This is a genomic window from Gordonia sp. NPDC003424, from assembly GCF_053588655.1.
This window is the reverse complement of sequence record NZ_JBSFQJ010000012.1, coordinates 48,877-71,191: the sequence shown is the minus strand read 5'-3', so window position 1 is coordinate 71,191 and position 22,315 is coordinate 48,877. Positions and strand designations below refer to the sequence as shown.

Genomic DNA, 22,315 nt, shown 5'->3' with positions numbered 1-22,315 from the left:
CTTTGGGTGATTGCAGCGGCCTGGACACGCACGTGCGGCCAGAACGGATTTGCTGGGGCTACAGGCCGAGGTCTTTGGCGATGATGGTCTTCATCACCTCATTGGTGCCGCCGTAGATCCGGGACACGCGAGTGTCGGCGTAGAGACGCGCGATCGGGTACTCGAGGATGTAGCCGTAGCCGCCGTGCAACTGCAGGCACTTGTCGATGACCTTGCCGGCGGTCTCGGTCGCGAACAGCTTCACGCGGGCGGCGTCGGGCACACTCAATTCGCCGGCATTGTGCAGATCCAACGCGCGGTCGACCAGATGGCGGATCGCCTCGACATCGGCCGAGCATTCGGCCAGAACGAACTTCGTGTTCTGGAACGACGCGACCGGTTTGCCGAACACGTCGCGTTCCTTGGTGTAGGCCAAGGCATGTTGCACGGCTGCGGCGGCGGTCGCCGACGCGCCGATCGCGATGGTCAGGCGCTCCTGCGCCAGGTTGTGGGTGAGGTAGGAGAAGCCGGCGCCCTCGTCGCCGAGTCGATCCTCCACGGGGACCTTCACCGAGCTGAACGATAGCTCGGCGGTGTCGGAGGCCTTCAGGCCGATCTTCTCCAGCTTGCGGCCGACGGCGAATCCCTCCGACGTCGTGTCGACGACGAGGATGGACAGCCCGGCGCGGCGGTTCGCCGTGTCGAACGGGGAGGTGCGGCACACGACGAGCACCCGGTCGGCCAGGGCCCCACCGGTGATGAATGTCTTCGACCCGTCGAGAACGTAGTGGCTGCCGTCCTCCGAGAGTTTCGCGGTGGTGGCGATGTTCGCGAGGTCCGAGCCGGTGCCGGGTTCGGTCATCGCGATCGCGAACATGATGTCGCCGGAACAGAATCCGGGCAGCCACCGCTGCTTCTGCTCCTCGGTCGCATACTCCATCAGGTACGGCAGGATCAGGTTGGAGTGCACCGAATAGCTGCCGAAGGTGACACCGGCCGCCGACGTCTCCTCGGCGATCACCATCGAGTACGTGAAATCCGTTGCGCCGCCACCGCCGTACTCTTCGGGCGCCTCGATGCCCAGGACGCCGAGTTCGCCCAGTCGACGGTAGGAATCGCGATGCGGGTGTCCCTGCTTCTCCCATTCGGGATACTGCGGCACGACCTCTTTGGCGATGAAGTCGCGGATGGTCTTGCGGAAGGCCTCGTGGTCGTCGGTGAACACGGTGCGCTGCATGGATTTTTCCCCCTCGATCAGTGGTGCAGGTCAGTTCTCGCGATACTCGCGCAGGATGCCTTTGCTGATGATCTGTTTCTGGATTTCGCTGGTGCCTTCGCCGATGAGGAGGAAGGGCGCTTCGCGCATGAGGCGTTCTATCTCGAACTCCTTGGAGTATCCGTAGCCGCCGTGGATGCGGAAGGCGGCCTGGGTGACCTCGGAGCAGTATTCGCTGCACAGGTATTTGCTCATGCCGGCGGCGACGTCGTTACGTTCGCCGGTGTCCTTGAGGCGGGCGGCGTTGACCATCATCAGATGTGCGGCTTCGACTTTGGTGGCCATCTCGGCGAGGCTGAACGCCACGGCCTGGTGCTCGGCGATCGGCTTGCCGAAGGTGGTGCGCTGCTGGGCATACTTGATCGCGAGTTCGAAGGCGCGTTGCGCGACGCCGCAGGCGCGGGCCGAGACGTTGACGCGGCCGACCTCGACGCCGTCCATCATGTGCCCGAACCCCTTACCGGGTGTGCCGCCGAGGATGTCGGTGGCCGGGGCGCGGTAGTTGTCGAAGATGAGCTCGGTGGTGTCGATGCCCTTGTAGCCCATCTTGTCGATCTTGCCGGGGATGGTGAGCCCGGGCAGTACCTTGCCGAACCCGGCAGGCTTCTCGATCAGGAACGTCGTCAGGTTCTGGTGCGGTTTCGCCGCGCCTTCCTCGGTGCGGACGAGTGCCGCGACGAGGGTGGAGGTGCCGCCGTTGGTCAGCCACATCTTCGCGCCGTTGATGAGGTAGCCGGCGTCGCCGTCTTTCTTGGCGGTGGTCTTGATGGCGGCGACATCCGAGCCGAGTTCGGGTTCGGACATCGAGAAGGCGCCGCGGACCTCACCGGTGGCCATCCGCGGCAGGAACCGTTGCTTCTGCTCGACGGTGCCGTGCTGGCGGATCATGTAGGCGACGATGAAGTGGGTGTTGATGACGCCGGACACGCTCATCCAGCCGCGGGCCAACTCTTCGACGCACAGCGCGTAGGTGAGCAGCGATTCGCCCAGACCGCCGTATTCCTCGGGGATCATCAGACCGAAGAGCCCCATCTCGCGCATACCGTCGACGATCTCGGTGGGGTACTCGTCGGCATGCTCGAGTTCCTGGGCGTACGGGATGATCTGCTTGTCGACGAATCGCCGGACGTTGTCGACGATCTCGGTCTGGATGTCGGTCAGACCCAAGGTCTGGGCGAGGCGCGTCATCCGTTCAGCATGCACCGCGCGCGATCCGATCGGAACGATCCGATCGACTATCGGTGCGATAGCGCGAGCCAATGACACCTTTTGCGGGAGTACTGAGCTCTCTGTTGCTTCGTATAGGCGTCGCCTCATCGATCGTGAGCGTGAATCTCATTGCGGCGATGTCCCGCCGCGTGGTCAAGTCGAATACATCGTCATCGAGAGGAAGGTCAGCCATGCGTGATGCAGTGATCGTCGACGCCGTCCGCACACCGATCGGGCGGCGTCGTGGAGCATTGTCGGGCATCCATCCGGCCGAGTTGTCGGCCCACATACTGGAATCGCTCGCCGAGCGGACCGGAATCGCCCCGGAGCAGATCGACGACGTCGTCTGGGGCTGCGTGAGTCAGAGTGGAGAGCAGGCAGGCAACGTCGCGCGGACGGCAGTGCTCGCCGCCGGCTGGCCCGAGTCCGTTCCAGGAACCACGGTCACCCGAGCCTGCGGGTCGAGCCAGCAGGCACTCAGCATGGCGGCCGCCGCGGTGATCGCCGGTCAACAGGACATCGTGGTGGCCGGTGGAGTCGAGTCGATGAGCCGGGTGCCGATGGGCAGCGCCGCACCGGACGGCGAGAATCAGCCTGCCGCGGTGCTCGACCGGTACGGCATCGACCGGTTCAGTCAGGGAGTCGGTGCCGAGATGATGGCCGAGAAGTGGGGGCTGAGTCGCCGCGCACTCGACGAATTCTCGCTGCGCTCACATGAACTCGCTGCTGCCGCCACCGATGCCGGCGCCTTCGACGGCCAACTCGCACCTCTTCCCGGCGTGCTCGAGGGCGACGAGGGTATCCGCCGCGGCGGAACGCTGGAGAAGATGGCCACACTCAAGCCGGCGTTCGGGGAGGACGGCGTCATCCACGCGGGCAACGCCTCACAGATCTCCGATGGGGCCGGCGCGTTGCTCGTCATGAGTAGCGACACGGCCGCCGAGCACGGGCTCACGCCGATCGCCCGCATCCACACCGCCGTCGTGGCCGGCGACGACCCGGTCATCATGCTCACCGCGCCGATCGCGGCCACGGCCAAAGCGCTCAAACGTGCCGGGCTGTCCATCGACGACATCGGTGCCTTCGAGATCAACGAGGCCTTCGCACCCGTCCCGATGGCCTGGCAGATCGAGACAGGTGCCGACCCCGCGCGGGTCAATCCGCTCGGCGGCGCGATCGCCGTCGGACACCCGCTGGGCGGATCGGGGGCCATCCTGATGACGCGACTGGTGCATCACATGCGCGACAACGGAATTCGCTACGGCCTGCAGTCGATGTGTGAGGCTGGTGGGATGGCCAACGCCACCATCGTCGAGCTCATCTGATCCGCCGGTGCCGCGATGAATCCGGACACCGGTGTCATCGCGGACCGTGGGGCCGATGGCTACCTGTTCATCTGCGACCGAGCCAAGGACGTGCTGATCTCAAGGGCTACAACGTGTATCGCCGCGAGCTCGAGGAGACTGCTTGAAGCAGCCGACGTCGCCACCGTGGTGGTCGGTCGCGACGCCGCCGGCGTAGGACAAGAACCGGTCGCCCTCCTCGTGGCAGGAAAGGCACGGGTCCACACCGTTGCGGAAGCTGCTTGCGGACGTGTCTGATCGCCCGCGGCGTGCCTGCCGGGACCATGATGGTCCCGGCAGGCTGCTTGCCCGGCCTCAATTCACACTATGGAGTTCTCAAGGTGCGTGCGCGGTCCCGACGGGTCGGGTGCGCGGGAAATGTTCTTCGCTGGAATGTGCTGCGCGTCAGAGGGTTACACAGGTATTGGTGGCTGACTCTGCTTCATCGGCTGACATTGTTGTATCACCGGGCACCGACAGGTTCGGGCGGGCCGCGGGTGTGCGCTGGGTGAGCCGTGTCTGCAGGGCCGGGCCTGCCGCTGGTTGAGCCGCCCGAGCCGTTAGGCGTCGTTCGGCGCGCTCGCACGCTCGTGTGCTCAGGGCCCGGGTGTGGCGCAACGTCTCGCCCGGCCCGCGTTTCGGTCATGCGGCGATGCGGTCGTCGAGGGTCAGCGTGCGTCGGTTGTAGGCCGGTAGTGGTGTGCGTGTCGGGTCGATCGAGGCTGGTGGGATGAGCCAGGGGTGGCGGTCGGCGCCCATGATGATCTGCCAGTCGCCGTGGTGGATCTGGGTGTGACAGGACGGGCACAGCAAACATCCGTTGTCCAAGTCTGTTGCGCCACCCTCAGCCCAGAAGTTGATGTGGTGTACGTGGGTGTAGCCGGCACGGGCCCCACATTTGATGCAGCAGGTGTCGCGGATGATGATCGCCTTACGCAGGTGCGACGGGAACAGCCGTTTGTCGCGGCCCATCTGCAAGGGCACGGTGTCTCCGTTGATGATGACCGCGCCGATCGCCGCGTCACAGGCCAGCAGCGCGGCGGTCGCGGCGGTGACCGGCCCGGTCCATCCCAGCACGGCCTGCTCGGGTGTGTCGGCGGGAACCAGCAGGCTGACGTGGGTTTTCGGTGGGGTGAGCAGGGTGGTGTCGGCGACCGCGGCCGCCTCGAGGATCGCTTCGAGGGCATCGGCGTGGCGTTGCCCGGTCGAGCGGGTATCGGGGGAGCCGTCGGGTTCGGGGCGTGTGCCTGACAGTGAGGTGATCGCCGAGAGCAGTTTTTCCCCGGTGATGATGTCGACATCCCCGCGGATCTGGATGCGGCCGTCGGCGGTTTGGCTGATGGTCAGTTCGTTGATCGAGCGGTCCTCGGCCGCGGGTAGGCCGCCGGTGTCGGCGGCGTACTGGTTGCCCAGGGCGCGGGCTTTCTCGCTGATCTGGGTGGGGGTGGCCCCGGACATGGCCTGGGCGATCAACACCTGCTCCACCTCATACTTCTCGACATCGCAGAGCCCGTCTGGGGCGCGGCGGCACACGTGGGCGACCCCGCTGATGATGGCGTCGAGGTGCTCGGCAGCAAACACGCCGTCTTCGGCGTAGCCGCCCAGCAGTGCCATCCGCGCCAGCCCGGTGCCGATGCGCAACAGTCGGTCGGCCACCGCGGGGGCGAGTCCCATGGTGATCAACAGTTTCTTGGTCTTGCCGCCGGTGGCCGCGGCCACGCCGAGTCGGTCCATCTCCGTGATCGCCACCGCCAGGCGGTGGGTGACGGTGTTGGACAGGCAGATCAGGCCTGTGGTGGTGTCGTAGGCGTCGCGACCGGAGGTCAGGTCGGTGATGGTGAGGTCGCGGGCGGCGGTGAGCAGGGGTGTGGTGTCGGGCATGCCCCCAATTCTACTCGCACAGGTGTTCGAGTCAAGGGGTTGGATTGGTGAATTGCGCTGTATTCCAACGTGATTGCGTGCAGATCGCGTGCCGGATCTGTCATCGTATCGGGCGGGTGTGACAGTTCGTGAGGGGTTGTCGGAGCGGCTATTGCTGCTCCCTCGGGTGTGTGGTGATGGCCCAGCCGTGAACGGTCGTTTGCGGTTGGGCGGCCCTTCGACACGCCCGCTCGTTCCTCGCGGGCTGCTCAGGGATCGGGGTGGCGGGACCGCCCACCAGCGATGTGCGGTCGACCGGAATCATCACCAAAAGGCTTGTCGAACAACCATTCTTGTCAGTTTGTTGGCTGTTCGGCGCGTGGTGCCCCGGCAATTCAAGCCGCAAGCGCACCGGACGCTGGGAAGGATTCGGTACCAACGTCCCAACTGGTCTCGGTGTCGTCTTGCGGACCGGGTTCATCCCGCCGTCGGCCTCGCCTCTCCGATCAGCGCGACCAGGGCTTGTCCCACCGGCGACAGCGCCGCCGGGTCGTAGGCCAGTGCGTACGGTCGGACGAAGCGGGGCTCGATCGGGCGGATGACCGTCCGGTCGGCGAACGACTCGGCCACACTGCGTTCCAGAATGGTTCCGCCGATCCCGGCCAGCACCATCGGCAGACGCTCCTCCCGGTGTTCGGTGAGCACCGCCAGTGGGGGGCGCTCGCCCGCCACGCGGATCGTCTCTTCCATCTCATCGGCCACCGACTGGCCTCGCGGGACAAACACCATCGGATGAAATGGCAACTCCTGCAACCGGATAGGTCCGTCGGGTACGTCGGTGCCGGGTGGATAGATCAGCACGTACTCCTGCTCGCCGAGGATGACCACCTCGAGTTCGTCGCCGGCGATCGGCAGGTGCGCCATGGCGAACTCGCACTGCCCGTCCTCGATCATCGCCGCGGCCTGTGTCTCGTCGCGGAGTTCGCCTAGCCGCACACTGACTCGAGGGTAGCGTCGCCGGAACTCGGCGATCAGGCCCACGACGGCGCCGCCGGCGGTGGCGGGGAACGCGAGAATGTCGAGCCGACCGGTCAGTTCGCCCTCGGACGCCGACAGTAGGTCGCCGACGGCGTCGACGTCGCGCATCATCTGCCGGGCGGGACCGACCATGGTGCGGCCGGCCGAACTGAGGACCATCCCGCGTCCGATGCGATGGAACAGCTGTATTCCGAGTTCTCGTTCCAGAGCCCGAAGTGCCTGTGACACAGTCGGTTGCGCCACGCCGAGGGCCGAGGCCGCGCCGCCGATGCCGGAATGCTCGACGACGGCCAGGAAGTACTCGATCTGCCGTAGTTCCATGCTCTACCAGTCTTCGAGTTCCGCGGGTGGCGCGTCGGATCCGCTGTGGGCTCGGGCGGTCGCGATGAATGCCATCGCGGCCGGTGACGGGTGCGACGATCGCAGCACCAGCCCATACTTCCGGGTCAGCGGCGGGTCCAGCGTGCGCAGCGTCGCGTCGGGCAGCTGCTGCTGCGCCACCGCGCGGGGCAGGATCGTCGCGCCGACGCCGGCGGCCACGAGGTCCCACGTCGCCGCCGGATGTGCGCAGTCGACGACGACGTTGCCGGCCTCGTCGTCGAGAACATCGGCGAGCTGGGAAGTGCGGCCGGGTGTGCCGACGTCGACGACCAGCGGGATGCCGCGGACGACGTCTCGCGGCATCGGGTCGGCCCATCCGGCCGCGAGCGCGGCGGACGCCGCGAGCACGAGTTCCTGATCGCCGAGCGGAACCGAGGTGAAGGTCGCGTGATCGGCGGAGGTGTCGATGACCCCGATCTCGGCGTCGCCGCGGCGTAGCGCCGTGAGCACACCGGTGGGTCCGTCTGCGGCGATCACACGGGCCGCGAGCCGCGGGAACCGTCGCCTAAACGCGGCGATGAGGTCGACGACCGGGTCGATGCCGAAGGCCGCGTAGGTGACGATGTCGACCCGCCCGGACTGCAGCTCCCGGACGGCCTCCACCTTCGATTTCACCCGGTCCACATCGGACAGGATGCGTCGGGCGGCGACGTCGAACTTCCGGCCGGCGTCGGTCAGCTCGAGCCGTCGGCCGGTGCGATCGAACAGGGTCACGCCGAGTCGCCGCTCCAGCGTTCGGATGGCCTGCGAGAGGGACGGCTGCGAGATGTACAGCGACTGCGCTGCCTTGGTGATCCCGCCGTGATCGACCACCGCGACGAAGTAGGAGGCGAGGTGCAGGTCCACGGAGTGATCGTAGGACGCCGGGTCAGATCACTTCCCGGTCCAGCGCGGTGCGCGCTTCTCGGCGAAGGCCCGCGCGCCCTCCTGGGCATCGGAGGAGCCGAAGACCGGACCGAGATGGGTCCACTGCTGCTTGAACGCGTCGGCATCGGTGTAGTCGATCGACATCGCGATCACCTGCTTGGTGGCGCGCACGGCGAGCGGACCATTCGTGGCGATCGTCGCTGCCAGCTCACGGGCACCGTCAAGCGCCGCGCCCGGCTCGGTCAGGCGATTGACCATGCCGAACTCGTGCGCACGCTCGGCGGTGATGGGATCGCCGGTCAGCGCCATCTCCATGGCCAGTTGGTACGGCAGGATCTTGGGCAGCCGGAGCAGACCGCCCGCGGCCGCGGCGAGGCCGCGCTTGACCTCGGGGATACCGAACTTGGCCTCGCGGGAGGCGACGATGAGGTCGCAGCTCAACGCCAACTCGCAGCCACCGGCCAGCGCCCAGCCCTCGACGGCGGCGATGAGCGGTTTGCTCGGCGGCGCCTCGGTGAGGCCGCCGAAGCCCTTGCCCTCGATGTTCGGCTTCTCGCCCCGGGTGAACGCCTTGAGGTCCATGCCGGAGCAGAAGGTGCCGCCGGCGCCGGTCAGGATGCCGACGGTCAGGTCGTCGCGAGCGTCGAGTTCGGCGACTGCGGCCGCGATGCCCTCGGCGACATCGCCGTTGACGGCGTTGCGGGCCTCGGGCCGGTTGATCGTGATGACGGCGACGCCGTCGGCGAACTCGGTGAGCACTGCGCTCATCGGGCACTCTCCTCGGTTGGGGTTGCAGTGGTGGTCGCCGGCTGGGGAGCGGGTGACCAGCGGTTCGGCACGTCATCGGTCGAGACGAGGATTCCCCGCTGTGCCAGCACGACGAGGTGTGCGTGGGTTTCGCGCAGCGCCATCCGGCTCAGATCGACCGACAGTTGCTCGAACGGACGCGACCACGTCACCGACCGGGTGACATCCCATGCGGTGCATCCCGGGTCGGCGGCCACCGCGGCGGTGATCTCGGCGAGTCGCTCCTCGTGGTGATCGAGCAGGCCGGTGACGCGGTCGGCGAGGCCCCGGAATCGGTACTCGTGCGACGGGAGCGCCTCGATGTCGGGCAACCGTTCGGTGTTGGCCAGGGAGATAAGGTAGTCGGCGAGGGGATTGGCGAGCTGCAGCGCGTTGGTGGAGATGTTCGGGCTGATGCGGGGCAGCAGATGATCGCCGGTGAAGATCACCCCGGCGTCCTCGTCGATGAAGCAGAGGTGGCCGGCGGTGTGCCCGGGCGTCCACAGCGCACGCACGTTCCAGCCCGGCAAGTTCAGTGGGTCGCCGTCGTTCAGTTCCACGTCCATCGTCCGCCCGGCGGGCAGCCGGGCGAACCCGACGAAGCCGGTCTCGGCGATCTCGGCGGGGGCACCCATGACGTCGAGTTCGGCCTGCATGTCCGCGAGTTGCCGCGCGAGTTCCTCGTCGTCGTGAAAACGGAGGTGACGTGCGTCGTTGCGATGCATCGCGAGCACCGGATCGGCGTGCTCGAGGAGACGCGGGACGAGTCCGAAGTGGTCGGGATGCAGATGGGTGACGGAGACGTGCCGGACGTCGGACACGTCGTGGCCCGTCGCGTGAATGCCGTCGACGAGCGCCTGCCAGGATTCGTCCGCGGTCCAGCCGGTGTCGATGAGGGCGATACCGTCGGGCAGGACCAGCGCGTAGACGAGGACGTACCGCAGCGGGTTACCCGGCATCGGAACCGGGATCGACCAGAGACCCGGCCGCACCTCCTCCACCGGGGGCAGCACCTTCTGCGCCCAGGACTCCCGTTGCCGATGTCCCGTGATCTCGATCGTGGTCACGTTCACCTCCTGCCGGCAGTTACTGCCGCCACCTCGCGCCCGAAAAGTTGCGGGCCACAACTTCCACTTGATCATGCCGGGTGGTCCCCCGACAATGCGGGTCCCGCTCACAGACGATGAGGTATTGCCTATGGCCGATGCGTGACGGATTGCGGTGACTCTGCGCCTCGCGCAGTGATCCTCTGCCGTCAAAGGGAAGTAGCCTCGATGCGCGGCCTCGCAAGCTCGGTCGCTTACTCGACCAGCGAATAGATGACTCTTCCCAGCCCACGCCGGGCGCGCCCACCGCTACGGCGTATCCGCACCCAACTCGGGTGCGGGCCCCGTGCGGTAGTGCTCTCCGTCGAACGCGGCCGGCAGACCCGCGGCGAGGTAGGTGCCGATGCGCGGCTGGTCGAGTTCGGCGAACAGCGGGTTGCGGTGCAGCAGACCACTCGCGACGACCTCGTCGAAGGTTCGGTACTGGTCGGAGAGCACGGCGGACTTCGACAGCGCTGCAGCAACTTCCGCCGTGGTGTGCCGGGCGAACCAGGGCTCGAACAGTGCCGTCAGCACCGCGCGGTGCGTGAATCGGTCGGCTTCCTGACGGAAGTCGGCGCCGAGTGCTTTCTCCACCGCGTCGACGGCGTCGCCCACACCGGTCAGCTCCACGAGTTCGCGGAAGTGGCGGGGAGTGAGCGCGACGATCATGAACCGCCCGCCGTCCGATGCGGCGAAATCCGTTCCGTAGGTGCCGTAGACGTCGTTACCGGTGCCCTCGCGGCCGTGTCCGTTGACCTGTGGCTCGGTCAGGTAGCCGAGCGTGCCGGCGATGGCGAGCGCGGTGTCCTCGAGCGGCAGCGTGATGTGTGCCCCCGCCCCGGTGCTCGTCCGGCGCTGCACCGCCGACGAGATGGCCAGTGCCGCATAGAGTCCGCACACCACATCCCATGCGGGCAGGACATGGTTGACGGCGCCGGCATGATCTGTCGGGCCGGTGATCGACGGGAAGCCGAGGGCGGCGTTGACCGTGTAGTCGACACCGGGGGTCCCGTCGGTGCGGCCGAGGATCTCGCAGGTGATGACATCGGGCCGGAGCTCGGCGAGGCTGTCGTGCGACATCCACGACCGCCCGGCCTGATTGGTGAGCAGGATGCCGCCACCTTCGCCCGGCTCGGTCACCAATCGTCGCACCAGATCCTGGCCGGCATCGCTGCGCAGGTCGGCGGTGATCGACCGCTTCCCCCGGTTCAGGCCGGTCCAGTAGATGGAGGCCCCGTCGGCTGTCACGGGCCACCGATTGACGTCGGCGGCACCGCCGACGGGATCGATGCGGGTGACGTCAGCGCCGAGCTGGGCCAGCGTCAGCCCGGCCAGCGGGGAGGCGACGAAGCTGGACACCTCGATGATGCGGAGTCCGGCAAGGGGTTTCGCGTTCCCCGGTTTCAGTTCGTGGTTGGTCACGATGCACTTCCTCGGATCAGGCCATCAGGGCGCGATAACGCCAGTCGAGCACCGGTCGTTCGGTACCGTCGGATTCGTGTGCGACGACCAGCGACCGCAGGGTGAGCACCCCGCCGCGTTCGGCGGCCACAGCCTCCTCGACATGAAGCTCACTGGTGAGGGTGTCTCCTTCGTGGACGGGTCCGGTGTGATCGCAGGACTCCCAGCCGAGCACCGTCACCAGATTCGGGAGTGCGCGATTCGCCTGTGCCAGAGCCAGTCCGATCGTGTGTCCGCCATAGACCAGGCGGCCGGCCTGGCCCACCCGGGAATCATGGTGGGTCGCCGCGATGTTCAGCGTCAGGCGAGCCAATTCGGGTGCGCTGGAGACGACGTCCCCGCTCGAGCGGTATACGTTTCCGGCCAGGTCGGGTGAGAAATGCTGTCCGCGGACATTGTCGCGGTAGCTGTCGAGCTTCCAGTCCGGGAGAACCGGTTCCACCGATCCGCCCGGCCCGATGGCCGAGAGGTCGTCGGCGTGCGGCGTGCGATCGGGATCGGCGGAGCCCGACAGCGGCAGCATCGCGCATCGGTAGAAGTCCAGGACCACCGAGCCGTGCTGATCGACGGTGACCATGTGCAGCGCCGCGAGACCGGTGGCGGCGCGGCCCGGTTTCGGCTTGTTCTCTCGAAGTCCGACGACTTCAGTTGTGGTGGTGAGGGTGTCGCCGATGTGGGGGTAGCTCAGAAAGCGCAGGCCACGATAGAAGAGGTTCGCCTTGACGTGGTGGGTGGCGAGTGTCGACTGCCCGATCGCCAGGTCCGTCACCAGCCCCGGATGCGCCAGTGGCGCATCGCGTCCGGTCACCTCGCCGGCGAGAGTGCCGTCGAGTGCCAGGCGCAGTCGGTCACCGAGGATGGCCTGATGTGTCGCCGCGAGGCCGGCGGTCAACGTCACCGACGGCGCGTCGTCGAAGATCTGCCCGACGGACAGGTCGTCGAAGTAGGGTCCGCCGACCGCGATGATGTTGTCGCTCATGACCGTCCCGCTTTCGCCAGCACCCGTCGTGCCGACACGGCGAGCGCCTCGTCCAGCATCCGTCCGTCGAGTTTCGCTGCACCGTCGCCGCGAGCGGCGGCTTCGTCGAGTGCCTCGATGACACGTCGCGCATCCTCGACGGCTTCGGCATCCGGCGTGAAAATCTCTGCCGCCGTGCCGATCTGGGCCGGATGAATCACCCAGGTGCCGTCGAATCCGAGATCGCGCACCCACTGCTTGGCGGACCGGAAACCCTCGTCGTCGGCAATCGTCAGGTGAGGTCCGTCGACCACCGACACGTCGGCGGCGCGGGCGGCGACGAGCACCGCGTCCTGGATGGGGTGCCACACCGATTGCGGTGCGGTGGTCGGACGGCCGAGGGCCGCACCGAGATCCGCATAACCGATGATCACCGCGACGAGGCGCGGCGACGCGGCGCAGATCGCGCCGACGTCGCGGATGCCGACCGGTGTCTCGACGAGCGCCTGGATGCGGGCGGGCGCATCGCCGAGACGACGCGACACCTCGGTGATCTGTTCGGCGGATTCGGCCTTGGGCAAGATCACCGACGTCAACGAACCCATGGCGGCACACGCGGCAAGATCGTCGTCGATCCAGTCGGTGCCGAATGCGTTGATGCGGATCGACACCCGGCGCGCGGCGCCGAACTCCGCGACGAGAGCGGCGGCAGCCGTGCGTGCGCTGTCCTTGTTGGCGGGAGTGACCGCGTCCTCGAGGTCGAGCACGACCTCGTCGGCGGCCGACGCCAGGGCCTTGCGGGCCTTGCGGTCGTCGGATGCGGGCGCCACCAACACCGCGCGGCGGGGGAGTATAGACACGCTCTACCTCGATCCAGTCATGTGGCCAAATGTGCGGCCAAATACGTCCTAGAAACTCCTACCAGACTCTCGGCCTGGATGGAAGCCTTGACATCGGCAGCATACATTTGTCAAAATGGCCGTACAAATTGTCGGTTCGGAGGTTGTTGTGCGTAGCGCGGACGTGGTCGGATGGGCCCGATAGGATCTGTCGGGATGACTCAACGCGACCTCGCTGAACCCGCCTACCGGGCGCTCGCCGCCACGCTGCGCGCTCAGATCGCCGATGGCCGTTTCAGCGGAGGGGTGCGGCTCCCCACCGAATCCGAGCTCTCCGACGAGTTCGGGCTCAGCCGGCAAACCGTGCGCCGCGCGTTCCAGGACCTCGTTGCCGAGGGTGCCGTCTATCGGGTACCGGGCCGTGGGACGTTCGCCAACGAGAACGGCGGCGGTGGCCGCTATCTACGGCAGCTGGGTTCGATCGAAGATCTGATGAATCTGTCCGCGGACACCACCATGGAGGTGGTGTCCGCACCGGCGCGACGTGTCGACCTCGAGGCCTCCGGGCGTCTCCGACTCGACACGGACCTGGTGTACCGCATGGTCTTCCGTCGTTTTCACGACGACATCCCGTTCGTGGTGACCACCGCGTCGTGGCCGGAACCGGTGGCGCGGCTGGTACTCGACCGGCCCGAGGTGGCTCAAGGCGCCACCAGCACGTACACGATGATCGGGCTGCTCGAGCCGCACCTGGCGAAACCCATCACGGAAGCGGCACAATCGATCACCGTCGCCGCCGCCGACGCGTCGGTGGCCGAGCTCGTCCGGTGCCCCGAGGGGCATTCGATGCTGCGCGTAGACCGCTTGTACAGCGACTCCGACGGCAACGCGGTCGAACTCGCGGTCAGCTACTTCCTGCCCGAGCACTACACGTACCGGGTCACGTTGCGGCGCAACGCGAACTGACCCTCACGGGCCGACGATCCAGTCGCTCCAGGTGGTCAGCTCGTCGAGCGCGTCGTCGAGTGGCACCACCCCGATCCCAGGACCGGTGGGCACCGTCATCATGCCGTCGGTCACCGTGAACGGCGGCGTCACGTCGCGGTGAAAGTACCGCTCGGACGCGGAGATGTCGCCGGGCAGGGTGAATCCCGGCATCGCGGCCAGCGCGAGATTGGCCGCGCGCCCGACGCCGGTCTCCAACATGCCGCCGCACCACACCGGAATGCCGTGCGCGACACAGACATCGTGCACCCGCGCCGCCTCCAGGTAGCCGCCCACCCGCCCGGGCTTGATGTTGACGATGTCGCAGGCGCCGAGACGGATCGCGTCGGCCGCCGCCCGCGCCGAGACGATGGATTCGTCGAGACAGACGGGTGTCGTCGAGATATCGCGCAGCCGTACGTGACTCATCAGATCCTCCTCGTCGAACGGTTGCTCGATGAGCAACAGGTCGAACGGATCGAGGCGGGCGAGATGCGCCAGATCGGCCGGTCCGTAGGCAGTGTTCGCATCGACCTGCAGCAGCAGATCGTCGCCGAAATGTTCGCGGACCGCCCGCGTCGGCGCCACGTCCCATCCGGGACGGATCTTCAATTTGATTCGGCGGTAACCGGATTCGAGATGGCCGGTGATCTCGTCGAGCATCGCGGGGATGCCGGCGGCGATGCCGACCGACACCCCGACCGGTACGGATGTCGCGACCCCGCCCAGTCGCGCCGCCAATGACATTCCGGAACTCCGCAATTCGGCGTCGAGGAGCGCGGCCTCGAGCGCCGCCTTGGCCATTCGGTGTCCCTTGATGTGTGCGGTGCGGCTCGCGACATCGATTGCCCGGACCTCACCGGTGGCCACCGGCGGAGCGAGGAAGCGGCGGAGAACATCGATCGCACCGTCGGTGTACTCGGAGGAATAGATCGGATCGTCGATCGACACACATTCGCCCCATCCCTGGCCGGCGGGCGTGACGACCCGCACGAGCAGCGCGTTGCGGGAGGTCTCGATGCCGAAGGACGTCTGGAACGGTGCGACCAGGGGCAATTCGACGCGCCGTAACTCGATTCCGTCGATGTGCACGGCTATCCGGACGCGACGACGTAATGACCAGACCGCAGGAACCGCACTGGCGGCGGCGGGCCATCGGATTCGAATGCCGGACGGAGTGCCGCGCGCAGCGCACGGCGCCAGCGGGCCGCGGCCACCGGATTCGACCGGCGCAACGCCTCGATGTCCCTCGGCACCGGGATGACGATCGTGCCGCCGACGCCGTCGACCGGCTTGGGGTCATCGGGCGGCCCCTCGATCGCCAGGCGCGCGCCCGCGGCCACGAGCGATTCGGCCGATTCGGTCGGCGTGGCCGGTTCCGGTGCGGCGAGGTCCCAGGATACGAACAGCCGGTCGCTTTCGTCGCCGCTGTTGATCTCGTCGTGGATGTCGCCGTAGAAATCCTGCAGATAGCCGGTGGGTGTGGCGCCGAGTTTGGCGATGTTGAAGTAAGCGTTGCGCGCGACCAGCGGATCGAAGGTCCATGTGATGGCCGACAGCCCACGATCGAGAGCCCATTGTTTCTGATGGGTCTTGAGCGCACCGCCGACGTTGTGTCCGCGTCCCCGTCGGGAGACGCCGGTGATGTGGCTGTGCAGAACCTGCCCGACGGGCGTCGCGAAGAAGCCGACGCTGCCGCCGGCGAGTCGATCGCCGAGATACGCGCCGGTCACGTAGTTGCCGGCGTGGGCCAGCGCGCGGAGCATGTCGGTGCTCACCGGGCGATCGGCCGGATCGGGGTGCCAGACGTCGTCGAACACCCGGGTGAGGGCGTCGAGATCGGCGGGGGAGGACAGCTCACGGACCTCGACGTCCGTCGATGCGTGCGGCATGTGCGTCATTGTTTCATCGCCACCGGTGAGCTGTGTCGATTCGGGCGAGGATTGCCCCATCGTCCGCGGTGGTGGCGGGTCGGCCTAGGATTTGCGGCATGTGCATCGGTGCCCGAGCCGTCGTCCGGAGAAGGATCACCACATGAATCGCATGGCCGCCCGATGTCTCGGCATGACGGCATCGACCCTCGTCGTCGCAACCGCATCCCTGGTCGGTGCCGGCGGTGCGTCCGCGCACGTCTCCGCCAACGCCCCGTCGCTCACCCAGGGCGGATACGGTGTCGTCACCCTGGTGGTGCCCAACGAATCGGACACGGCGGCGACCACCGCCCTCACGGTGACCCTGCCCGCATTGAAATCGGCCCGGCCCGAGGCGATGACGGGGTGGAAGTCCGTGGTGGTCAAGAATCCGAGCACCGACGAGGCAACCGCCGTCACCTGGACCGCACTGCCTGGCGCACCGGGTGTGCCAGTGGGCGAGTTCGCGCAGTTCCGGATCTCCGGTGGCCCGTTCCCGAACCAGGAGAACGTCTCCCTGCCGACCGTGCAGACCTACGCCGACGGGGAGAAGGTCGACTGGTCGCAGCCGATGGGGTCCGACGGCACCGAACCCGAACACCCCGTGCCGACGCTGACGCTCCCGGCGGGCAGTGGGGAATCCGATCACCACGGCGCCGCTGCCTCGACCACGACGTCGGAAGCCTCTGCAACCCAAGATGATTCGTCGAGCAACGACAGCGCGGCCCGATGGCTCGGCGGGATCGGCCTGCTCATCGGAGCGGTCGGCGCGGTCGTCAGCATCGCCGCGTTGACCCGGTCCCGGGGTGATCGGCACGACGGTGCATAGACGGCGCCGCACGGGAGTGCTCGTCGTGCTCGCCGCGAGCATCATCGGGATCCTCGCGACGATCGCCGCCCCGGCCGCATGGGCGCATTCGCGATTGGAATCGTCGGATCCCGACGACGGCGCGCGGCTGACCACCGCGCCGACACAGGTCACCCTGACCTTCAACGAGGCGCTCGGGAACTCGTTCGACGTGCTCACCGTGGTCGGGCCCGACAATCACTACTGGCAGGACGGTGAGCCGACGGTCACCGGGCCGACGGTTACCGTCAAGCTGCGGGAACTCGGTCCGGCCGGTACCTACCACGTCAACTATCGCGTCACGTCCGCCGACGGACATCCGGTGCAGGGGCAGCGGTCGTTCGACTTGATCACCGCCGGCGGTGGCACGCCCGGGCCGGCGGTGGCGGCGCAGCCGTCGTCGGGTGACGACGGACCGCCGTGGTGGCCGTTCGTCGTCGCCGCACTGGCCGTGCTGGTCGGTGGGATCGGCGTCGTGCTGTGGCGCAATCGGCGCCCGCGAGCACACTAGCTCACAGCCGTCTCGGCTGATCCCAGATCGCGATGAGCTCGGTGATGATGTCGACCGACATGCCGAGCGCGCCGAGATGGCTTTCGCCGTGCATGGTGAACAGCTTCGCGTCCGGCAGCAACGACACCATGTGCTCACCGTGGGCGTAGGGGATGATGTGGTCCCGGTCGCCGTGCCACCACCGCACCGGGACGGTGACGTCGGAGACCCGGAATCCCCAGTCGCGGGAGAAGGCGACGATGTCGGCGAAAGGTGCATCCATCCGCCGCGAACCCCCGTGGAGCAGGTCGTCAAGGAACATCGCGCGGAACTCGGGGCGTGCCAACAACTCTCGATCTCCCTGTGGGGAGAATCGACCGTAGATCGAGATCGCCGGATCGGCGATCGGCCGGGCCACGCTGAGGACCGAGCTGAGCACCTTGCCGATCGGCGCGCCCGCGTACCGCAGGATCGGCGCCGTTGCATGACCGAGTCGCATCGCGCCACCGGGCATCGCATCGGGGCCCTCCGTGGGTGCGACGCCGCCGAGGACGCCGGCGGCCACCACACGATCCGGGAGCGCGTGGGCCACACCGAGCGCATAGGGGCCGCCGCCACTCAGCCCGATCACGGCGAACTCGTCGATGCCCAGGGCGTCGGCCACGACCTCGAAATCCTGCGCGAACTCCGACACCGACCCATAGCGATGTTTGGTGGAGGACCCGACTCCGGGCCGGTCCAATCCGACGATCCGCAGATTGTTCTCGCCGGCGAAGGCGCGGGCTTCGGTGGGGATCTGGCGGCGCGCTCCCGGCGTGCCGTGCAGCCAGAAGATGGCGCGGCCGGTGGCCACACCGAACTCGGCGAATCCGATCAGGCGGCCGTCGTCCATGGCGACGACCCCCTCGACCTTGGGACGGGCGATGTCCATCATGCATCGAGCATGACACGTCCGGGGTGTTTTGTGTCACGGGGTGGCGGTTCGGCATGAATTGCCGACGAAACGCGCCACAGATGTCGGCAGACGCATAAGACTTGGGTGCGGAAGCATTCCCGTTCACGACCTCAGGAGTCGACGATGACAACCGAGTCCTTCACCGCAGCGGTGGTCACCGCCTTCGGTGAGCCCTTGACCATCTCCGAACTCGACATGCCGACACCCGGCCACGGCCAGGCGCTGGTCAAGCGCGAGACCTCCGGGGTGTGTCACACGGATCTTCATGCTGCGCACGGTGATTGGCCGGTCAAACCGACTCCTCCGTTCGTGCCCGGGCATGAGGGTTACGGGACCGTCGTCGCGGTCGGTGCCGGCGTCACCGAACTCGCCGTCGGCGACAAGGTGGGCAACGCCTGGCTGTGGTCGGCGTGCGGGCACTGTGAGTACTGCCGAACCGGCTGGGAAACACTCTGCGAGCGTCAGCAGAACGGCGGGTACTCGGTCAACGGTTCGTTCGGCAGCTACATGCTGGTCGACGAGCGATTCGCCGCGCGCATCCCCGACGGCTGCGACCCGGTCGAGGTGGCGCCGATCCTGTGCGCCGGTGTCACCGTCTACAAGGGGTTGAAGGTGTCGGGCACCAAGCCCGGGCAGTGGATGGTGATCTCCGGCATCGGCGGTCTGGGACACGTTGCCGTGCAATACGCCCGGGCGATGGGCATGCGGGTGGCGGCCGTCGACATCGGGGACGACAAACTCGACCTCGCCCGTGAACTCGGGGCCGAGGTGACGGTGAACGCGCTCGAGGGCGATGTTGCGTCCGCGATCGTCGAACAAACCGGCGGGGCGCACGGGGTGCTGGTCACAGCGGTGCATCCGCAGGCCTTCGGTCAGGCGATCGGCATGGCGCGCCGCGGCGGCACGATCGTGTTCGTCGGCCTGCCGCCGGGCGATTTCCCGGCACCGATCTTCGACGTCGTACTCAAGGGACTGACGATTCGCGGGTCGATCGTCGGTACCCGGCAGGACATGGTCGAGGCCCTGGATCTCTACGCCCGCGGGCTGGTGAAACCGACCGTGGCGACCACCCGCCTCGAAGACATCAACGACGTGTTCCGGCGGATGGAGGAGGGCAAGATCGAGGGGCGGATCGTCATCGATTACCGCTGAAGACACAGCCTCCGGGCGCCTGACTCGCGTACCGTGTTGGGCGTGGTTTCAGAGTGGGTCGGCGCGATTCGTCGCGCGTTCGGACATGTGTTGCGCCCGCATCCGGCACAGGATGTGCCGGCCGGTTCCATGGTCGAGTTGCCAGGTCGCGGCGAGACTTTCGTCACCGACTCCGGACCCCGGGATGCACCGGTGGTGATCCTCCTGCACTCGGTGCTCACCACCGGGTTGCTGTGTTGGTACCCGTCGCTCCCCGCACTCACCGAGCGCTATCGCGTGATCACCATGGACCAGCGGTGGCACGGCCGCGGCATCCGGTCTGCCGACTTCGACCTCGATGACTGTGCCGACGACGTCGCCGCGCTCGCGGACGTGCTCGGAATCGAGCGGTTCACCGTGGCCGGCTTCTCGATGGGCGGCGGCATAGCGCAGCTGACGTGGCGGCGGCATCCGCAGCGCGTCGTCGGGTTGGTGCTGTGCTCGACCGGCCCCTACTTCTCGACCCGTGACCCCGACCATCGTGCACGCGCGCAGCAGACCGGGCGATGGTTGACCGTCGCCGACCGCCTGTTGCCGCACCCGAAGGCGGGTCGCCTCGACGACACGGACGTGCACACCACCGTGTGGGCGATGCGCCAGTTCTTCTCCACCCCGCTCACCGAGATGGGACGTTTCGGTGACGGGCTCGGTGAATTCGATTCGCGCCCATGGCTCGCCGAGATCGACGTGCCGACCTCGGTGGTGGTGTCGACGCACGACAAGGTCGTCGAGCCGGCGCGGCAGCAGCTCCTCGTCGACGGAATTCGGGGTGCTCGACGATTCGAGGTCGACGGCGGCCACGCCTGCTGCGTGCTGGGCGCGCAATGGTTCATCCCGCCGTTCATCGAGGCGGTCGACGCGGTGAACGAGGTGTCCGCTCCGTTGTGACGGCGTGCGGTGCACCGCTCACGCGGCGGCGTTGCCGCGCTGCTGTTCGAGCAGCAGGAGCAGCTCCTCATACGGGCCGAACAGGTACGCGCGATCGCCGGCCGCGAAACTCGTGCCCCGTCGCGGCGGATACTCCAGCGTGCCGTCCGCCCGGGCAATGGCCACCACCCGCGTCTGCGAGGAGAGTTCCTGCATCGCAACGCCATCCAGGCCCTTCCCGGGGTGGATCGTCATCCGGCCGACCATGAACGACTCGGATCGCACCGACATCGTGACGAGCACCTCGAGCCCCAGCGCCGCGCCGATGAACCAGGGTGCGGCCAGTTCCGCGGTCGACTGTACGTGCCGGAATCCGAAACGTTCGGTCACCGAGTGTGCGAGCGAGCGATTGAAGATCCGCATCACCACCGGCACCCCCGGATGCGTGGGCGTGTCGGCCCATCGGTCTCCGAGCACACCGCGCACGGTGAGCCCGACCTCGACGTTGACCATGTCGTTGCTCGTGAGGACAGCGACCGCCGAGGCCCGATCCGCTCCGGCGTCGAGCAGGGTCTCGGGCAGGGTGGCATCGCCGAAGACGATCGGGATGCCCAATTCCTGTGCGGTGGAGAGGTACCGGTCCGCTTGGGAGACCTCCACGATCACCACCTCGTGCCCGCGCGCGCGGATCTCGGTGGCGACTCGAATGCCGAAGGCGCCCAAGCCGATCACCACCACGTGTCCGGACATGAACCGGGCGCGGCGGCGACCCATCGTCTGCGAGAGACGTCGCGACACCAACAGTTCGGCGAGGAACGCCATGATCATGGCGGTGGTGGTCAGTCCCGCGAACATGAGCACGATCGACCAGATGCGTAGCCACGTCGGCTGAAACGAGAAGTTGAAATCGCCGTAGCCGACGGTCGCGATCGTCTCGGTACTGAAATAGACGGCGTCGAGCACCGACATACCGGGACGCTGATAGCCGAAGCGCAGCACCATCGTCGAGACCACCAGGAGCGTCGCCAGGGTGGCGACCATCCGGAAGAAGTTCGGGTTGACGTCCTGGATGAACGATGAGACGGCGTGGTGCGCGGTTCGCAGCGACGGCATCTGGCGTGTCGAAGGTCGTCCCTGGGCAGCGGGCTGCGCGAGGGCCACATCGACTCGTTGCCGGGCGAACTGCGCCGGCGTGCCGAACATCGTCGCGACGTCGCCCCCGTGCACGACGAGATCGCGGCCGGGACTCGACAAGACGGATACGTTGTCTTTGTCGTGTTCGGCGGCGACGGCCACCGGGGCGAGATCGCCGTAGAGGTCGCGCAGCGTGGACGTCGCCGGAACCTTCAACTGGGCGACGACGAACTGGACGTTCTCGATTTCGAGGTGATACTCGGGGTGGCCGAGACAGGCCTCGATCACCGACGGCGCCGCGAGGTCCGCGATATCGAGTGTGGCGCCCGGCATCTCGCCCTCGGCGAGCTCGGCGCTGACCGTCGGGTTCGTCATCTGCGTGACGACGCGGATGTCGGGGCGCAGCCGGTTGGCGCTGAGCGCGGTCTCCAGATTCCACAGTTCGTCGTCCTCGACACAGAGCACCGCCTGTGCGGTGTCGATGCCGGCCTCGATCAGGACGTCGCTGATGTTCACGATCGCCGTGTGGAGCTCGATGTCCCAACTGCGCAACGCGGCGTCGAGCTCGGGCGTCATCGAGCGGACGACGAGCGTCACCCGCTCACCCGATCCGACCAGCTGCTCGATGATGCGCACCCCGATGCCCGAGAAGCCGCAGACGATCAGGTGCCCGTGCGCTCTCACGACAGAGACTCTACGAGCAGGGGGGTGGGTTTGCCGGGTATCGGTGTGTCGCAGATCACCGATGTGCATCCGTTCGTATGAATGACATATGTGCCATCGCGAAGTAATCTGATTCTGCTTCTGACACCGGAAGTTTTCTCTTCTTAATTCAAGCGCGGCAGCGGCGAC

The 22,315-nt window shown here is 67.3% G+C and carries 20 protein-coding genes and 1 pseudogene; 7 read left to right on the top strand and 14 right to left on the bottom strand.

Features of this window, described 5'->3' with window-relative positions; all coding sequences use genetic code 11:
• Positions 1-58: 58 nt before the first annotated feature.
• Positions 59-1,216 carry an acyl-CoA dehydrogenase family protein gene (locus ACWDTI_RS17850; RefSeq protein ID WP_449739439.1) on the bottom strand — a complete coding sequence of 386 codons (1,158 nt, stop codon included), beginning with the start codon at positions 1,214-1,216 and terminating at the stop codon, positions 59-61.
• A 30-nt stretch (positions 1,217-1,246) separates the two neighbouring features.
• Complete coding sequence (locus ACWDTI_RS17845) at positions 1,247-2,443, bottom strand: acyl-CoA dehydrogenase family protein (protein ID WP_449739438.1); 1,197 nt, start codon at positions 2,441-2,443, stop codon at positions 1,247-1,249.
• Between the two features lie 212 nt (positions 2,444-2,655).
• Between ACWDTI_RS17845 and ACWDTI_RS17840 the strand changes: the two genes are divergently transcribed.
• Together ACWDTI_RS17840 and ACWDTI_RS17835 are read left to right on the top strand one after the other, a co-directional pair.
• Positions 2,656-3,789, top strand: coding sequence for a thiolase family protein (locus tag ACWDTI_RS17840; RefSeq protein ID WP_449739437.1), 1,134 nt, complete (start codon positions 2,656-2,658; stop codon positions 3,787-3,789).
• A 24-nt stretch (positions 3,790-3,813) separates the two neighbouring features.
• Positions 3,814-4,011: pseudogene (locus tag ACWDTI_RS17835) on the top strand (long-chain fatty acid--CoA ligase); the annotation flags it as partial.
• A 438-nt stretch (positions 4,012-4,449) separates the two neighbouring features.
• Here the strand turns inward: ACWDTI_RS17835 and ACWDTI_RS17830 are convergent.
• The 8 genes from ACWDTI_RS17830 to ACWDTI_RS17795 all read right to left on the bottom strand — a co-directional run bounded on the left by ACWDTI_RS17830 (position 4,450) and on the right by ACWDTI_RS17795 (position 13,076).
• Complete coding sequence (locus ACWDTI_RS17830) at positions 4,450-5,688, bottom strand: DUF222 domain-containing protein (protein ID WP_449739436.1); 1,239 nt, start codon at positions 5,686-5,688, stop codon at positions 4,450-4,452.
• A gap of 456 nt (positions 5,689-6,144) precedes the next feature.
• Positions 6,145-7,026 (bottom strand): LysR family transcriptional regulator, encoded by an 882-nt coding sequence (locus tag ACWDTI_RS17825; RefSeq protein ID WP_449739435.1) that lies wholly within the window; start codon positions 7,024-7,026, stop codon positions 6,145-6,147.
• A gap of 3 nt (positions 7,027-7,029) precedes the next feature.
• A complete protein-coding gene (locus ACWDTI_RS17820) occupies positions 7,030-7,932 on the bottom strand; it encodes a LysR family transcriptional regulator (RefSeq protein ID WP_449739434.1) in 903 nt (300 codons plus the stop codon).
• Between the two features lie 27 nt (positions 7,933-7,959).
• Positions 7,960-8,721, bottom strand: coding sequence for a crotonase/enoyl-CoA hydratase family protein (locus tag ACWDTI_RS17815; protein ID WP_449739433.1), 762 nt, complete (start codon positions 8,719-8,721; stop codon positions 7,960-7,962).
• Entirely contained in the window at positions 8,718-9,806 is a 1,089-nt protein-coding gene (locus ACWDTI_RS17810; protein WP_449739432.1) for an MBL fold metallo-hydrolase, read from the bottom strand. Before ACWDTI_RS17810 ends, ACWDTI_RS17815 begins: the two co-directional genes overlap by 4 nt.
• Before the next feature lie 288 nt (positions 9,807-10,094).
• Positions 10,095-11,249 carry a CoA transferase gene (locus ACWDTI_RS17805; protein ID WP_449739431.1) on the bottom strand — a complete coding sequence of 385 codons (1,155 nt, stop codon included), beginning with the start codon at positions 11,247-11,249 and terminating at the stop codon, positions 10,095-10,097.
• A 16-nt stretch (positions 11,250-11,265) separates the two neighbouring features.
• Positions 11,266-12,267 (bottom strand): MaoC family dehydratase, encoded by a 1,002-nt coding sequence (locus ACWDTI_RS17800; protein WP_449739430.1) that lies wholly within the window; start codon positions 12,265-12,267, stop codon positions 11,266-11,268.
• The gene (locus ACWDTI_RS17795; RefSeq protein WP_449739498.1) at positions 12,264-13,076 is read right to left on the bottom strand and encodes an HpcH/HpaI aldolase/citrate lyase family protein; all 813 of its coding nucleotides are present in this window, start codon (positions 13,074-13,076) and stop codon (positions 12,264-12,266) included. The genes ACWDTI_RS17800 and ACWDTI_RS17795 overlap by 4 nt, the downstream gene beginning before the upstream one ends.
• Positions 13,077-13,301: 225 nt before the next feature.
• On the opposite strand from ACWDTI_RS17795, the gene ACWDTI_RS17790 reads away from it, so the two are divergent.
• Entirely contained in the window at positions 13,302-14,051 is a 750-nt protein-coding gene (locus tag ACWDTI_RS17790; protein WP_449739429.1) for a GntR family transcriptional regulator, read from the top strand.
• A gap of 3 nt (positions 14,052-14,054) precedes the next feature.
• Here ACWDTI_RS17790 and menC read toward each other — a convergent pair whose 3' ends face one another.
• Complete coding sequence (gene menC / locus ACWDTI_RS17785) at positions 14,055-15,161, bottom strand: o-succinylbenzoate synthase (RefSeq protein WP_449739428.1); 1,107 nt, start codon at positions 15,159-15,161, stop codon at positions 14,055-14,057.
• A gap of 2 nt (positions 15,162-15,163) precedes the next feature.
• Positions 15,164-15,961, bottom strand: coding sequence for a GNAT family N-acetyltransferase (locus ACWDTI_RS17780; protein WP_449739427.1), 798 nt, complete (start codon positions 15,959-15,961; stop codon positions 15,164-15,166).
• A gap of 142 nt (positions 15,962-16,103) precedes the next feature.
• On the opposite strand from ACWDTI_RS17780, the gene ACWDTI_RS17775 reads away from it, so the two are divergent.
• On the top strand, positions 16,104-16,808 hold the full coding sequence (locus ACWDTI_RS17775) for a DUF1775 domain-containing protein (RefSeq protein WP_449739426.1): 705 nt from the start codon (positions 16,104-16,106) through the stop codon (positions 16,806-16,808).
• The gene (locus ACWDTI_RS17770) at positions 16,801-17,337 is read left to right on the top strand and encodes a copper resistance protein CopC (protein WP_449739425.1); all 537 of its coding nucleotides are present in this window, start codon (positions 16,801-16,803) and stop codon (positions 17,335-17,337) included. Before ACWDTI_RS17775 ends, ACWDTI_RS17770 begins: the two co-directional genes overlap by 8 nt.
• 1 nt (position 17,338) lies before the next feature.
• Here ACWDTI_RS17770 and ACWDTI_RS17765 read toward each other — a convergent pair whose 3' ends face one another.
• Positions 17,339-18,250: an alpha/beta fold hydrolase gene (locus ACWDTI_RS17765; RefSeq protein WP_449739424.1), complete on the bottom strand. Its 912-nt coding sequence runs from the start codon at positions 18,248-18,250 to the stop codon at positions 17,339-17,341.
• A 144-nt stretch (positions 18,251-18,394) separates the two neighbouring features.
• On the opposite strand from ACWDTI_RS17765, the gene adhP reads away from it, so the two are divergent.
• Both adhP and ACWDTI_RS17755 read left to right on the top strand, forming a co-directional pair.
• Positions 18,395-19,423: an alcohol dehydrogenase AdhP gene (gene adhP, locus ACWDTI_RS17760; RefSeq protein WP_449739423.1), complete on the top strand. Its 1,029-nt coding sequence runs from the start codon at positions 18,395-18,397 to the stop codon at positions 19,421-19,423.
• Positions 19,424-19,552: 129 nt separating this feature from the next.
• On the top strand, positions 19,553-20,350 hold the full coding sequence (locus ACWDTI_RS17755; protein WP_449739497.1) for an alpha/beta fold hydrolase: 798 nt from the start codon (positions 19,553-19,555) through the stop codon (positions 20,348-20,350).
• 18 nt (positions 20,351-20,368) lie between these two features.
• On the opposite strand, the gene ACWDTI_RS17750 is transcribed toward ACWDTI_RS17755, so the two are convergent.
• The gene (locus tag ACWDTI_RS17750; RefSeq protein ID WP_449739422.1) at positions 20,369-22,147 is read right to left on the bottom strand and encodes an NAD-binding protein; all 1,779 of its coding nucleotides are present in this window, start codon (positions 22,145-22,147) and stop codon (positions 20,369-20,371) included.
• Positions 22,148-22,315 lie beyond the last annotated feature (168 nt).

What these genes read in the sequence shown, in the direction of transcription:
- ACWDTI_RS17850 (WP_449739439.1), bottom strand. Translation starts at nt 1,216, where the DNA reads ATGCAGCGCACCGTGTTCACCGACGACCACGAGGCCTTCCGCAAGACC.
- ACWDTI_RS17845 (WP_449739438.1), bottom strand. Translation starts at nt 2,443, where the DNA reads ATGACGCGCCTCGCCCAGACCTTGGGTCTGACCGACATCCAGACCGAG.
- ACWDTI_RS17840 (WP_449739437.1), top strand. Translation starts at nt 2,656, where the DNA reads ATGCGTGATGCAGTGATCGTCGACGCCGTCCGCACACCGATCGGGCGG.
- ACWDTI_RS17830 (WP_449739436.1), bottom strand. Translation starts at nt 5,688, where the DNA reads ATGCCCGACACCACACCCCTGCTCACCGCCGCCCGCGACCTCACCATC.
- ACWDTI_RS17825 (WP_449739435.1), bottom strand. Translation starts at nt 7,026, where the DNA reads ATGGAACTACGGCAGATCGAGTACTTCCTGGCCGTCGTCGAGCATTCC.
- ACWDTI_RS17815 (WP_449739433.1), bottom strand. Translation starts at nt 8,721, where the DNA reads ATGAGCGCAGTGCTCACCGAGTTCGCCGACGGCGTCGCCGTCATCACG.
- ACWDTI_RS17800 (WP_449739430.1), bottom strand. Translation starts at nt 12,267, where the DNA reads ATGAGCGACAACATCATCGCGGTCGGCGGACCCTACTTCGACGACCTG.
- ACWDTI_RS17790 (WP_449739429.1), top strand. Translation starts at nt 13,302, where the DNA reads ATGACTCAACGCGACCTCGCTGAACCCGCCTACCGGGCGCTCGCCGCC.
- ACWDTI_RS17780 (WP_449739427.1), bottom strand. Translation starts at nt 15,961, where the DNA reads ATGCCGCACGCATCGACGGACGTCGAGGTCCGTGAGCTGTCCTCCCCC.
- ACWDTI_RS17775 (WP_449739426.1), top strand. Translation starts at nt 16,104, where the DNA reads ATGAATCGCATGGCCGCCCGATGTCTCGGCATGACGGCATCGACCCTC.
- ACWDTI_RS17765 (WP_449739424.1), bottom strand. Translation starts at nt 18,250, where the DNA reads ATGATGGACATCGCCCGTCCCAAGGTCGAGGGGGTCGTCGCCATGGAC.
- adhP (WP_449739423.1), top strand. Translation starts at nt 18,395, where the DNA reads ATGACAACCGAGTCCTTCACCGCAGCGGTGGTCACCGCCTTCGGTGAG.
- ACWDTI_RS17755 (WP_449739497.1), top strand. Translation starts at nt 19,553, where the DNA reads ATGGTCGAGTTGCCAGGTCGCGGCGAGACTTTCGTCACCGACTCCGGA.